Below are 14,174 nucleotides of genomic sequence, written 5' to 3'. Positions count from 1 at the left end.
GCAACTTAGAACCTTAGTATCTTAGCAACTTAAAAAAAAACTCCATTGCGTCCTTTATTTTCATTCATGTGATTTAGTTTTGCTGGGGGACAAATTTAAGGGGTGAATATTTTTATCGGACACAGTGAAGTATATAATCAGTTGTTATTTTTTTGCCTCGTTTTTCTTTTCAAAAAGACCGCTAAACAAACCTTTGCTTATTTTATTTTTATCATCCTTTCCGGTTGCAATCATGTGATCGATATATTCCATGTACGTTTTCTTTCTCTCTTCTAGAAAACCTACAAGATATTCCTCAGAAGCATGCATACCGCTGGTTTCTTCAATCTGCAAAAGTTTCTTGTATAAGGGCTCAATAAATTTTACAATAATATCGTTTGGAACCGATTTTCGAGTGCAGAAGAAGCCAACAATTTCGCCGTCTGTATCTGCAACAATTTTAAAATCAGTTACAACCCAGTAATAACGACCGGTTTTTGCCATGTTTTTTACAATGACATGAATGTTTTCACTAGATTTAATACTATCCCACAAAAATTTAAAAATTACTTTTGGCATATCGGGATGACGTACAATATTATGAGGCTGGCCAACAAGCTCAAATTCATCATAACCAGAAACATCTATAAAGTCTTCATTGGCATATAAAATGGTTCCTTTTTTATCTGTTTTACTAAGCAACACTTTATTCTTATTCCAGTCCACTTCTCTATCCGAAGCTGTTGGACGGTGTAATCTGGTATCCATAACTCTTACATTTAAATTAATTTACAATTCAATTCGTATAAAATGAATCCATAAACCTTAATTTGACTCGATTTCTAAGACAAGTAGAATATTTCTGATTTTACGAAAAACTGTTTCCAATTCATTTTCAAGCCATTCTGGAATTTCATTATTAACAGCAAGATTAAGCTGTCTAATATCATTCATAATCTGAATTAGCTTTTTGTATTGAAAATCAAGATCGTAAACATGCGAACTCGTTCGGTAATTTTTAAAAATCTCCTTTACCTCTATTTCAAAATCAGATTGAATCCCCATTTTTTCAATCGAATCTAATGTTATGCTTTCATTCAAAAAATCTTCAATTATTCTTTTAAGACTATGCAGCGTAGGTACTGCAGTGGGTAAATCATGCTTAAACATACAACGGGTTTAAAAAATATTAATATTGTTTTCTTTGGGACTTGATTATAATTCTAGTTTTAAAAAACTAGTTTCTATTGGTTGTTGATTTTACATGAATATCATTGACTAAATCATCAATTTTTTTAGCGCTTTCTCTCATCATTTCAAGATAACTAAGCAGTTTATCGTTGTCTGTATGTCCTTTTGAAACATCAATTAATTTTAAAACTGAATTTACAGGCAGTTTTAAGTCTAAAGTTGTTCTATGAATAAAATCATTATAATCTTTTGTAGCTGACATTGAGCTGTATTTTGCTGAAGCCAATTTCATGTTTTCCAACTCATATTCGTCTGAAATTTTGGAGATATGATTTTCGCTATGTTCTTTAAAGTAATATGCCCAATAGCCATTCATAAAGAAAACCACTGCAGCCAAAACGGTATGAATAAGCAACGTTTCGAGATCAAAATTTACTTGCGAAAAATACACCTGAAGGCCGTTGGCATCATTATAAATATAGTTTTGCAAGTACGCCAATCCAGCATGATGGAGAACAACCAATAAAGTAAGCGGAATTTGAAGCTTCCAGTTCTGATAAATAATCAAAATGGTACTGGCAATGAATACGGTAAAATGCATCTCAAACATTCCATGCATCTGATAAATGTACTGCGCCATAAAAATAGCCAGAACGACAGATAAAACGTATTGGTAAAATTTGGAATTTTTCATGAAAAATTTTGCCGAATAATAAAGCAAAAGATTCAATGTACCGACGCCAACGCCAATTTCAAAAGTATCATATTTAAAAGAAAGTCCGATACCTAGAAGAAAATATACTGCAAGTACATAATTAATAATTGTATCTGATTTTTGTGTCATTGTAGACATAAAACTGTGCAGATAATCTTGTTCGTTTAAGCTAGCTTTTGTTTTCATAGGTTTAGATTTAGGTTTTTGGAAAAAGTTATTTAGTACATTTTGGTAACGAACATCCGTATGCTTTAAGAGCTAAAGCATTAAAAGAAGGTTTCTCTTTTTGGTTGAGAAGAGAATCAATCGCCATTTGAGCATAATTGCTTTTGCTATCTGTACAATATCTGGTTTTATTGTAATTCCCTCTATAATATAAATTATGTGATTGATCTAATAAAACTGCCTGCGGAGTAGAGAAAACACCACATTTTTTGGCTATTGCTTCATCAAAATATACAGGAATCTCAGCACCAAACTTTTCCTGAATTTCATCAATCGTAAAACTCTTCTGTTTGTTTAACACCACAATTTTAAAATTGACCTGGTCTCCGTATTTTTTAATTAAGTCGCTAACATGTGGGACATTAAACCGCGAACAGGGACATTCGGGATTATAAAAATGGATAAATATAGGTTTGTTGTCAAATGCACAGCACGGACCAAGTTCTATTTTTGAACCCATTGCAATCGCATGATAATTTTTGGGAATAGGTGTTGGCAGACTGTATTGGAACTCATTTTGCCAAAACAGATAACCAATGGAAAGAAGCAAAAATGTAAACCATAAGCTTAGAAGTAATTTTTTCTTCATAAATTATTTTTTTTATATTATTTAACAACAAACAATAAACACTTGTTAATATAATTATTCATTATATATAATCAAAAACCAAAAAAAACAACTTCTACATACGTATTTTAACACAAAAATCAAACGCAACCGTTAGCATCCGTGTTAAAATCTTTCATTTTGTTTAACATATCAATGTTACAAATAAAATCGATAAAGTGCAAAAAAAATCAGATAAATTGCAAAAAAATCTTCCATACTAGAAACGATAAGCGCTTATCTAAGTCTTAGAACGTGATTTTATCTTTAGCATCTCTACTTTCTTCAAAAAAAAATTAAACTTAAATTAAACCTTTTTGCCTGCCTGTAGTCTAAATGCAAACCTTTGTACATACAAATGTTAAATAAACGCTAACAGCTTTCGATTTCGCACCAAAAAGTTAAATTTGTAAGCTTACTAAAAACAAAAACCTAAATTCTATATTCACCTCATTTTTATGAAACTAAAACACCTCATTTACACCGTTTTAATTGTTGCAATTGGTGGCTTTGTCACCTACAGAATTATTTCGAACAAGGGTAAAAACGATGAATCTAAAAATTTCAATGATAAAAAAGCTCCAACAACTGTTAATGGAATCGTAATAAAGACGGCTACTTTTGACAATAATTTAGCATTATCAGGATCTATTGAAGCAAACGAACAAGTAGAAATTCATAGTGAGGTTTCGGGAATTGTTGAAGGAATATTTTTTAATGAAGGCAGCAATGTAACAAAAGGACAAGTGCTTCTTAAAGTAAATGATATCGAATTAAAAGCACAGTTAAGACAAGCTCTAACTAAAGAAGATTTGGCTGCTGAAAACGCAAGAAGAGCAAAATTATTACTGCAAAAAGAAGCCATCAGTCAAGAAGAAGCAGATGTCGCAAAAGCAGATCTTGCTTCTGCACAAGCGCAAACACAATTAATAAGAGCGCAAATTTCTAAAACCTCTGTTAGAGCTCCTTTTTCAGGAAAAATTGGTTTGCGTAATATTTCTCCAGGAACTTATATTACACCAACTGTTTTAGTGGCAAAATTAGTCAACACTAGCAAACTAAAAATCACTTTTTCTATTCCAGAAAAATATGCTGCCGAAGTAAAATCTGGATCTGTAATCGACTTTAAAGTTTCTGGTTCAGACAAAACTTATAATGCAAAAATCTATGCAATCGAGCCAGAAGTTGCCGTTGCCACACGTACACTTCAAATTCGTGCGCTTGCAGATAATGTGGACGGAAAACTTTTCCCTGGAACTTTCGCAGATATTAAATTACCTTTAAATATTATTAAAGACGCTATAGTAGTTCCTTCTGAAGCTATTGTGCCAATTCAAGACGGTAAAAAAGTATTTGTTGCCAATAACGGACAAGCAAAAGAAGTAATGGTTGATGCAACAACAAGAACAGATTCTTCCATTTTAATCTTAGCTGGATTAAAACCTGGAGATACTTTAATTACAAGCGGTGTTATGTCTTTAAAAAACGAAGCCCCTATCAAAGTTCAAGTAAAATAATAGTTCTAAAGCCAAAAGTCGAAAGACTTGAATATAGATTTAAAGATGGTAGTAAAGATTTAGTAATAAATCTGAAATCTAAAATCAACAATCTAAAATCTAAAATTACAAATGAGTTTATCAACTACAAGTATAAAAAGACCTGTCTTAACAATAGTACTGAATCTGTTAATTATACTATTCGGTTTTATTGGTTATACGTTTCTAGGAGTCAGAGAGTTTCCATCTATTGATCCTGCGCAGGTTTCCATTCGTACCAATTACACTGGTGCCAATTCTGATATTATTGAATCGCAAATTACAGAGCCTCTTGAAAAAGCCGTAAATGCGATTGATGGAATTCGAAATATTACTTCATCCAGCAACCAAGGAAGCAGCACCATTACAATCGAGTTTAATTTAGATAAGAATTTAGAGGAAGCGGCTAATGATGTTCGAGACAAGGTCTCGCAAGCCATTAGAAATCTTCCACAAGATATAGATGCCCCGCCAGTTGTTTCTAAAGCCGATGCAGATAGCGAATCTATTATTTCGATGACGGTTCAAAGTGACAGCAGAAGCTCTTTAGAATTAAGCGATTATGCCGAAAATGTTATTTCTCAGCGTTTGGAAACTATTCCAGGCGTAAGTGGCGTGCAAATTTGGGGGCAAAAACGCTATGCAATGCGTTTATGGATAGATCCTGTAAAACTAAATGCTTATAAGTGTACAGTTGCCGATGTGAGAAGCGCATTAAATGCTCAGAACGTCGAACTGCCATCTGGTAAATTAACAGGAAACAATACCGAATTAACCGTAAAAACAGTTGGGAATCTTTCTAAACCAGAAGAATTCAACAATATTATCATTCGCACAGATGGCGATAAAATCGTAAGGCTTAGTGATGTAGGCGGTGCCGAATTAGGTCCAGAGAACATAGAGACTTCTTTGATGTCTTCTGGGCTTCCAATGATTGGAATGGCTATTGTTCCAATGCCAGGAGCCAATTATCTGGACATTTCAGCTGAATTTTACAAAAAATTTGAAGCCTTAAAAAAAGATTTACCTAAAGACATTAAACTTAATATTGCGCTTGATAACACGCAATTTGTAAAGAAATCTGTATTGGAGGTTGCCGAAACTTTAGGAATATCAATCGTTCTGGTTATTATTATTATTTATTTATTTTTTAGAGACTGGGCAATTGCTTTCAGACCATTAATTGACATTCCTGTATCGTTAATTGCTACATTCTTCATTATGTGGCTTTTTGGTTTCTCAATAAATGTACTAACACTTCTTGCTATTGTGCTTGCAACAGGACTTGTTGTGGATGACGGTATTGTTGTAACTGAAAATATTTTCAAAAAGGTCGAAGAAGGAATGTCTCCTATCGAAGCAGCTATTAAAGGTTCTAATGAAATCTTTTACGCTGTTATATCCATTTCTGTCACTTTAGCAGCGGTATTTTTGCCCGTAATTTTCTTAGAAGGTTTTGTTGGCCGACTCTTTAGAGAATTTGGAGTTGTAATTGGAGCTGCAGTATTGATTTCAGCCTTTGTCTCCTTGACTTTAACACCAATGTTAAATGCCTATTTAATGAAAGGTGGCGAACAAAAGAAATCAAAATTCTATATTAAAACTGAGCCATTTTTTGAAAAAATGAACAGCAGCTATGCTGAATCACTGACAAAATTCATGGACAAAAAATGGATCAGCTTTCCTATTTTAATTGCTTGTTTTGGAATTATATATTTATTCTTTACGATTCTTCCAAAAGAAACAGCACCTTATGATGACAGAAGTTCTGTTACCATGCGTATGACCACGCCAGAAGGCTCTTCTTACGATTATACTTATCGTTTTATGCAAGAAATTTCAAAACTTGTTGACGATTCAATCCCAGAAAAAAAAGTTAGTTTAGTAATTACTGCTGGAGGATCTGGAGGTTCTGCAACGAACTCAGGTTTTGTGAGACTGTCATTAAAAGAACCAGACGAAAGAACCAGATCTCAAAAAGAAATTGCAGACAAATTAAGCAAATGGACAAAAAGATATCCTGATGCTAAAATAGCAGTAATTCAACAGCCTACAATTGCCGTTAACAGACGTGGCGGTTTACCAATACAATATATTATTCAGGCTCCAAACTTTGATAAGTTGAGAGAAAAAATCCCTGTTTTTATGAATGAAGTAGGTAAAAGTGATGTGTTTTCGACAACAGATGTAAACTTAAAATTTAACAAGCCTGAAATCAACGTTACCATTGACCGTGCAAAAGCAGAAAGTTTAGGAATTTCTATTCTTGACATTGCACAGACTTTACAGCTTTCTTTAAGTGGACAGCGTTTTGGCTATTTTATTAAAAACGGAAAACAATATCAAGTAATTGGACAATTTGACCAAAAAGACAGATCGAAACCTTTGGATTTGACTTCTATGTTTGTGAAAAACAAAAATGGCGAATTGATTCAGATGGACAACGTTGTAAACGTATACGAACAAAGTAATCCGCCGCAATTGTATCATAATAACAGATACATGTCTGCAACAGTTTCTGCTGGTTTAGCGCCAGGAAAAAGTATGGGAGACGGAATTGAAGAAATGGATCGTATTAAAGCAAAAGTTTTAGATGAAAGCTTCACTACAGATTTAGCTGGAGAATCACGAGATTTCGTAGAAAGTAGCTCTAATACTTCTTTCGCCTTCGGTTTGGCTTTATTGTTAATCTTCTTGATTCTTGCGGCACAGTTTGAAAGTTTTATTGATCCGTTTATTATCATTTTAACGGTTCCAATGGCGGTTGCAGGGGCTTTATTTTCATTATGGCTCTTCAATCAAACATGGAATATTTTCAGCCAGATTGGTACAGTAATGTTGATTGGTCTCGTAACCAAAAACGGTATTTTGATTGTAGAATTTGCCAATCAGTTACGAGAACAAGGTAAGCCTAAATTAGAGGCTATCTTAGAAGCTTCAGAGGCACGTTTACGTCCAATTTTAATGACGAGTTTGGCTATTGCATTAGGAGCACTTCCAATTGCAATGTCGCTTGGAGCTGCGTCTACAAGTAGAATTGGTATGGGAGTTGTAATTGTGGGTGGAACTATTTTCTCATTGGCTTTAACGCTATTTGTAATTCCTGCCATTTATTTAATGTGGTCTAAAGCCAGAAAACATTATCCTGAGTTTGATCATATTGACGAATACGAAAGAGAAAGCATTAAATAAAAACCAGAAATATACTTTCTGGTTAAAGAAAACGAATATGAATATCAAAAAAATATATTGTACAGTACTTATCCTGCTTTTTTGTGCAATTCAGACAAAGGCACAGGAAGTTCTTACTATTGAGCAGGCTATGTCTATAGCTTTGGAGAATAATTTTGAAATTAAAATTGCCAAAAATAATTCCAAAATAACCGAAACAAATGTAACAATTGGTAATGCAGGAATGTTGCCGACTGCAACAGCAAATATTACAGACAATAATAATCTTACGAATTCAACACAAGTACGTCAAGATGGTACATCAACTACATTGAATAATGCTAAAAACAATAGCTTAAATTATGGCGTAAGCTTAGGCTGGACTGTTTTTGACGGAATGAAAATGTTTGCCAAACTAGACCAGCTAAAAGAGCTTCAGAAACTTGGCGACGCAGAACTTAAAAGAACTATTTTAGTCAAAATTGCTCAGGTAAATTCAGCTTATTATGATTTAGTTCAAATGCAACAGCAATTGTCTGCATTAGACACTACAATCGTAATTTCGAACCAGCGTTTGACTTTAGCTAAAAATCGCTTCAGCATAGGAAAAGCTTCTAAACTTGAAGTATTGAACGCACAGGTCGATTTAAACTCAGATCAGGTTGCCTTATTGAGACAAAAAGAAGCGTATGCTAATGGTAAAATTTTGCTGAATCAGCATTTAGCGCGCGATCCAAAAATTGATTTTACAGTTACCGATAAAGTTACAGTGGACAATAAATTGGTTTTGGCTGATTTAATGGAATTAGCTCAAAAGCAAAATCCAGGTTTAGAAGCTGAAATTATAAATAAACGTATAGCCGAACTAGAGCTTAAACAAGTAAAAGCAGACCGCTACCCTATTTTGAGATTAACTACGGGATACAATTTTTCTGAAAGTCAGTCGAGTCTAGGATTTACCAGCGAAACATCTTCTAAAGGTTTAAACTACGGTTTTAATGCTTCCATGAATATATTCGACGGTTTCAATCAGCATCGTAATGAAAAAGTTGCCAAATTACAGATCGAAAATTCACAACTTGCTATAGAACAGCAAAACATAACGTTAAATACACAGTTGAGCACCGCTTTTCAAACCTATTTAACCAATTTAGAGTTAATTGATTTAGAAGAAGATAATGAAGCTATCGCAAGACAGAATTTAGAAATCACTTTGGACAAATTTAAAATCGGAACTATTACAACTCTAGATTTTAGAACTGCCCAACTCAATTATGTCAATGCAAAAGTGCGTTACAGCAACGCGCAATACGAAGCAAAATTATCTGAAATTGCTTTAAAAGAATTAGCGGGAAATATTAATTTTTAATTCGCTTTTAAAAATCAAATATTATCTGTCCAATCTGCTAAATCTGCGAGCTATTTTTCTCTCGCAGATTTAGCAGATTGGACAGATTTTTTTTTAATTTCAGCAAAAGCTACATAACGTTTTTAAGAAAACATTCTGTTTATTCTTGGTGCTGAATATTTTTATAATTTACTTCCAACAGAATATTTTTTTACTTTAAATTTGTTACAAAACAAGTTTCAATGATTACATACAATACCAAAGATTGGTTTACTTTTATTTTTCATTTTCATAAGTCAGATACAGTTCGAAAACTGTTTACGATTATGATTGCAATTGGCATTTATGCCTCAGCTGTCTGTTATCTTGAACTTCATTATTTTAAAGTGACAAAAAACGATTATATCCACAACATTCCAATCATGCACGGAATGCTTGGATTTGTAATCTCGCTTTTGCTTGTTTTTAGAACCAATACAGCTTATGACAGATGGTGGGAAGGCCGAAAACTTTGGGGAGGACTTGTAAATAACAGCCGTAATCTTGCTATAAAACTATCCGCAATTTTAAAAGACGAAAATGATAGAAAGTTTTTTAGAAAATACATTCCGATGTACGCAGATATACTTCATCATCATTTAAAAGATGAAGATACTGGCAAAATGCTGTTTGAAGATGTTGAACTGGAAATTGACCAGCATAAACACAAGCCAAATCAATTAAAGAGAATCATGTATCACAAAATCAATGATTTGTATGATGCTAAAAAAATATCGGGAGAGCAACTCATTACCTTAAATGAAGAATTAGTTGCTTTCACAGACATTTGCGGAGCGTGCGAACGTATTAAAAACACTCCTATTCCCTACTCTTACAGTGCTTTTATAAAGAAATTCATCTTCTTTTATACTATGACGCTTCCTTTTGGATATTCTGTTAGTTTAGGTTATCTAGTTGCTCCTGTTGTTGTTTTTATCTTTTATGTTTTGGCAAGTTTAGAACTTATTGCTGAAGAAATTGAAGATCCGTTTGGAAATGATGAGAACGACCTTCCAACAAAAAAAATATCTGAAAACATCAGAAAACATGTGGAAGAATTGATATAATTAAACGTTAAATCTGTAATTTATATTCTTATTTTCATTAAATTTAAGGTCTTCACCAAAAAATAAATTTTAATGAACAACCAACGATTTTTAGTCAATCCGCTCCAATTATCGCAAGAAAAATCATTAAAAACTCTTGTAGAAAACAGGACTATTTACAATTTAAATCATTGTGAATTAAATCTATTTGAAACCTACGAATCGACTCAAAAAGTTCCATTAAAGTTTAATGATCTGGTGGTGACCAGCATGCTTCGCGGTAAAAAAATCATGCATCTTTTTGATGACCCTGAATTTGTATATCTTCCAGGCGAAACGGTGATTGTTCCTTCGAATGTAGAAATGAAAATTGATTTTCCTGAAGCTTCAAAACACAATCCGACGCAATGTTTAGCATTGGCCATCGATCAGGATAAAATTGCCGAGATTTTAAATTTCTTAAATGAGCAATATCCAAAAGAAGGCAATAACCTGTACTGGCAGCTCAATTACCAGAATTATTTCTTTTACAATAATATCGAAATGGCTGCTACCATAAACAAACTCATCAAAGAATGTATGAGCACTTCGATTACCAAAGACATTTTTGCCGATTTGACTTTAAAAGAATTATTAATAAGAATTATTCAAACTCAGACCGTAAAATCTCTGGACGAAGGAAAACCTTTTGAAGACAATAATCCGATTAAAGAAGTTACCGAATACATCAAACAAAATTTAAAGGAAAATATCAATTTGAAATCGCTGAGCGAAAAAGCTTGTATGAGTACCACTTCTTTCTATCGTTTCTTTAAACGCGAACTCGGAATGAGTCCGATTGAATATATTTTAAATGAAAAAATAAAATGCGCTAAAAACCTATTAAGAAACCCAACACTTCAAATTAACGAAGTTTGTTATTTAGCAGGGTTTGAAGATGCGAATTACTTCATCAGATTATTCAAAAAATATGAAGGAATTACACCAAAACAGTATCAGTTACTATATATCAATTAGAGATGCTAAGATTCTGAGATACTGAGATTCTAAGTTTTTCAACTTGAAACTTGAAACCTGAAACTTGAAACTTGAAACTTGAAACTTGAAACCTGAAACTTGAAACCTGAAACTTGAAACAAAAAAAACTATTCAATCCTAAAAACTGGTTCCAAATCCTTCTCCTCTTCGGGAGTGAAAATTCTATATTCTATTTGAAACGTTTTCTTTAATGGAGTTTCTAACGAAAAACCTCCTACTCCAAAGGCATCAATTACGGTTAAGGTAAAATGTGCGTGTTTCCAATATTCAAATAAATCTTTGTCTACCCAAAATTCAGTGTCTTCAACACTACCAATACAAACATCTCCAGTTCGCTGATAATAGCCACCTTTTTCAAAACACTGTGGCTGTGTTCCTTCGCAGCATCCGCCAGCTTGGTAAAACATCAAATCACCATGTTTTTCTTTTAGAATATTTATCAGTTCAACTGCTTTTTCTGTGGCATCAATTCGTTTAATCATAACTTTTAAGTATTAAAAAAAAGCAGTAAATTCAATTAAGAATTTACTGCTTCAACATAACCAACTATTTAGGACTGTGCTATATCGAGCACAATTCGTCCTTCAATCTCACCTTTCTTCATTTTATCGAAAACGGTATTAACGTCTTCTAATTTTGAAGTTGTTACGGTTGCTTTGACTTTTCCATCAACGGCAAATTCAATAGCTTCTTTCATATCTTTTCTAGTTCCAACAATAGAACCTCTTATCGTAATCCTGTTTAAAACAGTATCGAAAATAGACAAATCAAAATTGCCTGGAGGAAGTCCGTTTAATGCCATTGTACCTTTTCTTCTCAACGTCTCAAGCCCTTGTTTGAAAGCAATTGGAGAAACTGCGGTAACCAATGCCCCATGCATACCACCAACTTCTTTCTTTAAGAATTCTCCAGGATTTTGATTTTTAGCATTTACTACCAAATCGGCACCTAATTTTTTTGCCAGTTCCAATTTATCATCTCCAATATCAATTGCTGCAACATTCATTCCCATAGCTTTTGCATATTGCACTGCAACATGTCCTAAACCTCCAATTCCAGAAATTGCAACCCATTCTCCAGGTTTCACCTCAGTTTCTTTTAATCCTTTGTAAACAGTAACTCCTGCGCATAAGATGGGGGCCATTTCGATAAAATTCACATTAGAAGGCAAAATTCCAACATATCTCGCATCTGCAATTACAAATTCTGCAAATCCGCCATCTACACTGTAACCACCATTCTGCTGGCTTTCACATAAGGTTTCCCAGCCTGTAATACAATGGTCACAACCACCGCAAGCACTGTAAAGCCAAGGCACACCAACAGCATCTCCTTCTTTTACATTTTTTACATCCTGACCTACTGCAGCAACATAGCCAACAGCTTCGTGTCCCGGAATTAAAGGCATTTTGGGTTTTACCGGCCAATCGCCTTCTACAGCATGTAAATCGGTGTGACAGACTCCACTTGCAATTACTTTTACAAGAATTTCATTTCTACCAGGGCGTTTTACTTCGACTTCTTCTATTCTTAAAAGAGAACCGAATTCTCGAACGACCGCAGCTTTCATTGTTTTTGGAAGCATAATTCTATGGTTTTAAGAGAATAGAAAACTTTTTAGCTTTCTATTCCCAAGTTTATATTCTTTAGAAGAATCCTAATTTCTTTTTGTCATAAGAAATCAGCATGTTTTTGGTTTGACGGTATTGACTCAACATCATTTTATGGTTTTCACGACCAATTCCAGATTGTTTGTAACCTCCAAACGGAGCACCGGCAGGATAAGAATGGTATTGATTTATCCATACACGACCGGACTGAATTGCTCTTGGAACCTGATAAATTTCATGAGCATCTCTTGTCCAAACTCCTGCACCCAAACCATACATGGTATCATTTGCAATTTCGATCGCTTCTTCTGTAGTTTTAAAAGTCGTAACCGCCAAAACTGGCCCGAAAATCTCTTCTTGAAAAATTCTCATTTTGTTGTGACCTTTAAACAACGTTGGCTTGATGTAATAACCACCTTCTAATTCGCCTCCTAATTTATTTTCATCTCCTCCAGTTAAAACCTCTGCTCCTTCTTCTTTTCCTAATTTAATGTAAGACATGATTTTTTCTTTCTGCACAATCGAAGTCTGAGCCCCAATCATAGTCGATTTATCCAACGGATTTCCCGCTATAATCGCTTCAGTTCTTTCGATTACTTTTTTGATAAACTTTTCGTAAATATCTTCGTGGATTAATAGCCTAGAAGGACAAGTACAGATTTCACCTTGATTTAAAGCAAATAATACAGCACCTTCTACAGCTTTATCAAAGAAATCATCGTCGTGATCTGCTACTGACGGGAAGAAAATATTTGGAGATTTTCCACCCAATTCTAAAGTAACCGGAATAATGTTTTCTGTAGCGTACTGCATTACCAAACGTCCTGTTGTAGTAGAACCCGTAAATGCTGCTTTTGAAACTTTTTTATTGGTTACTAATGGACGTCCTAATTCGGCACCAAAACCGTTTACTATGTTTAAAACTCCTGGAGGAAGAATATCTCCAATTAATTCCATTAAAACCATAATCGAAATTGGCGTGCTTTCTGCTGGTTTTAAAACAATTGTGTTTCCTGCCGCAAGTGCTGGAGCAATTTTCCAAACGGCCATTAAAATCGGGAAATTCCACGGAATAATCTGCGCCACAACTCCAAGAGGTTCGCTTAACGCAATAGAAACAGTCTGCGAATCTAATTCTGCTATCGAACTTTCTTCTGCGCGAATTACACCTGCAAAATACCTAAAGTGGTCAATGGCTAATGGAATATCAGCCGCAAGTGTTTCGCGAATTGGTTTTCCGTTGTCTACCGTTTCAACTGCTGCAATATATTCTAAATTGTCTTCAATTTTTTGTGCAATCTTATTTAGTAAAATACTCCTTTCGGTTACAGAAGTTTTTCCCCAAGTTTTAAATGCTTCATAAGCAGTATCTACAGCCAATTCAAGATCTTCTTTTCCAGAATGCGCTGCTTTTGTAAATACTTTTCCATCAATTGGAGAAACAACATCAAAGTATTCTCCTTTAATTGGGGCTACAAATTTTCCACCAATATAGTTATCGTATTTTGCCTTAAATTCAGGTCTTTTTACTGCAGTACTCATAATATTCTTTTTTTGATTCACTTCAAATTTAGTTTCATAAAAAGAAACAGAATAGCACTTTTCGTTCATCTTGTAGCACAAAAATTACACATTCGTTTTTTTTAGACTTTTATAATAATCATTTAGCA

Annotated in this window: 12 protein-coding genes; 5 read left to right on the top strand and 7 right to left on the bottom strand. The window is 33.9% G+C overall.

All coding sequences use genetic code 11. The features are described 5' to 3' along the window. Positions 1-144: 144 nt before the first annotated feature. The 4 genes from QLQ95_RS20455 to QLQ95_RS20440 form a co-directional block, all read right to left on the bottom strand. Positions 145-747 carry a PAS domain-containing protein gene (locus QLQ95_RS20455; RefSeq protein ID WP_095929244.1) on the bottom strand — a complete coding sequence of 201 codons (603 nt, stop codon included), beginning with the start codon at positions 745-747 and terminating at the stop codon, positions 145-147. Positions 748-804: 57 nt separating this feature from the next. Next, entirely contained in the window at positions 805-1,149 is a 345-nt protein-coding gene (locus QLQ95_RS20450) for a hypothetical protein (protein WP_095929243.1), read from the bottom strand. A gap of 67 nt (positions 1,150-1,216) precedes the next feature. Continuing rightward, positions 1,217-2,071 (bottom strand): histidine kinase, encoded by an 855-nt coding sequence (locus tag QLQ95_RS20445; RefSeq protein ID WP_320493603.1) that lies wholly within the window; start codon positions 2,069-2,071, stop codon positions 1,217-1,219. 28 nt (positions 2,072-2,099) lie between these two features. Next, entirely contained in the window at positions 2,100-2,699 is a 600-nt protein-coding gene (locus QLQ95_RS20440) for a peroxiredoxin family protein (RefSeq protein WP_095929241.1), read from the bottom strand. Positions 2,700-3,175: 476 nt separating this feature from the next. Between QLQ95_RS20440 and QLQ95_RS20435 the strand changes: the two genes are divergently transcribed. From QLQ95_RS20435 to QLQ95_RS20415, 5 genes are all read left to right on the top strand, one after another. Then, entirely contained in the window at positions 3,176-4,234 is a 1,059-nt protein-coding gene (locus tag QLQ95_RS20435) for an efflux RND transporter periplasmic adaptor subunit (RefSeq protein WP_428238914.1), read from the top strand. A 111-nt stretch (positions 4,235-4,345) separates the two neighbouring features. After that, complete coding sequence (locus QLQ95_RS20430; protein WP_320493606.1) at positions 4,346-7,444, top strand: efflux RND transporter permease subunit; 3,099 nt, start codon at positions 4,346-4,348, stop codon at positions 7,442-7,444. A 37-nt stretch (positions 7,445-7,481) separates the two neighbouring features. Further along, positions 7,482-8,792 (top strand): TolC family protein, encoded by a 1,311-nt coding sequence (locus tag QLQ95_RS20425; protein ID WP_482501447.1) that lies wholly within the window; start codon positions 7,482-7,484, stop codon positions 8,790-8,792. A 221-nt stretch (positions 8,793-9,013) separates the two neighbouring features. Next, complete coding sequence (locus tag QLQ95_RS20420; protein ID WP_095929237.1) at positions 9,014-9,877, top strand: bestrophin family protein; 864 nt, start codon at positions 9,014-9,016, stop codon at positions 9,875-9,877. Positions 9,878-9,949: 72 nt separating this feature from the next. Then, complete coding sequence (locus QLQ95_RS20415; RefSeq protein WP_320493608.1) at positions 9,950-10,873, top strand: AraC family transcriptional regulator; 924 nt, start codon at positions 9,950-9,952, stop codon at positions 10,871-10,873. A gap of 128 nt (positions 10,874-11,001) precedes the next feature. Here QLQ95_RS20415 and QLQ95_RS20410 read toward each other — a convergent pair whose 3' ends face one another. From QLQ95_RS20410 to QLQ95_RS20400, 3 genes are all read right to left on the bottom strand, one after another. Next, positions 11,002-11,376: a DUF779 domain-containing protein gene (locus QLQ95_RS20410; protein ID WP_482501445.1), complete on the bottom strand. Its 375-nt coding sequence runs from the start codon at positions 11,374-11,376 to the stop codon at positions 11,002-11,004. Between the two features lie 68 nt (positions 11,377-11,444). Beyond that, complete coding sequence (gene adhP / locus QLQ95_RS20405; protein WP_095929235.1) at positions 11,445-12,479, bottom strand: alcohol dehydrogenase AdhP; 1,035 nt, start codon at positions 12,477-12,479, stop codon at positions 11,445-11,447. 61 nt (positions 12,480-12,540) lie between these two features. Then, positions 12,541-14,046 carry an aldehyde dehydrogenase family protein gene (locus QLQ95_RS20400; RefSeq protein ID WP_482501442.1) on the bottom strand — a complete coding sequence of 502 codons (1,506 nt, stop codon included), beginning with the start codon at positions 14,044-14,046 and terminating at the stop codon, positions 12,541-12,543. Between the last annotated feature and the right edge of the window lie 128 nt (positions 14,047-14,174).

This window comes from Flavobacterium sp. B330r (genome assembly GCF_056824325.1).
Note: the sequence above shows the minus strand (reverse complement) of the source record. Positions and strands in the feature narration are given on the sequence as shown.

Excerpts from the sequence above, each read along its gene's own strand:
- QLQ95_RS20430 (WP_320493606.1), top strand. The coding sequence starts at position 4,346 with ATGAGTTTATCAACTACAAGTATAAAAAGACCTGTCTTAACAATAGTA.
- QLQ95_RS20400 (WP_482501442.1), bottom strand. The coding sequence starts at position 14,046 with ATGAGTACTGCAGTAAAAAGACCTGAATTTAAGGCAAAATACGATAAC.
- QLQ95_RS20415 (WP_320493608.1), top strand. The coding sequence starts at position 9,950 with ATGAACAACCAACGATTTTTAGTCAATCCGCTCCAATTATCGCAAGAA.
- QLQ95_RS20410 (WP_482501445.1), bottom strand. The coding sequence starts at position 11,376 with ATGATTAAACGAATTGATGCCACAGAAAAAGCAGTTGAACTGATAAAT.
- QLQ95_RS20450 (WP_095929243.1), bottom strand. The coding sequence starts at position 1,149 with ATGTTTAAGCATGATTTACCCACTGCAGTACCTACGCTGCATAGTCTT.
- adhP (WP_095929235.1), bottom strand. The coding sequence starts at position 12,479 with ATGCTTCCAAAAACAATGAAAGCTGCGGTCGTTCGAGAATTCGGTTCT.
- QLQ95_RS20425 (WP_482501447.1), top strand. The coding sequence starts at position 7,482 with ATGAATATCAAAAAAATATATTGTACAGTACTTATCCTGCTTTTTTGT.
- QLQ95_RS20420 (WP_095929237.1), top strand. The coding sequence starts at position 9,014 with ATGATTACATACAATACCAAAGATTGGTTTACTTTTATTTTTCATTTT.
- QLQ95_RS20440 (WP_095929241.1), bottom strand. The coding sequence starts at position 2,699 with ATGAAGAAAAAATTACTTCTAAGCTTATGGTTTACATTTTTGCTTCTT.
- QLQ95_RS20445 (WP_320493603.1), bottom strand. The coding sequence starts at position 2,071 with ATGAAAACAAAAGCTAGCTTAAACGAACAAGATTATCTGCACAGTTTT.
- QLQ95_RS20435 (WP_428238914.1), top strand. The coding sequence starts at position 3,176 with ATGAAACTAAAACACCTCATTTACACCGTTTTAATTGTTGCAATTGGT.
- QLQ95_RS20455 (WP_095929244.1), bottom strand. The coding sequence starts at position 747 with ATGGATACCAGATTACACCGTCCAACAGCTTCGGATAGAGAAGTGGAC.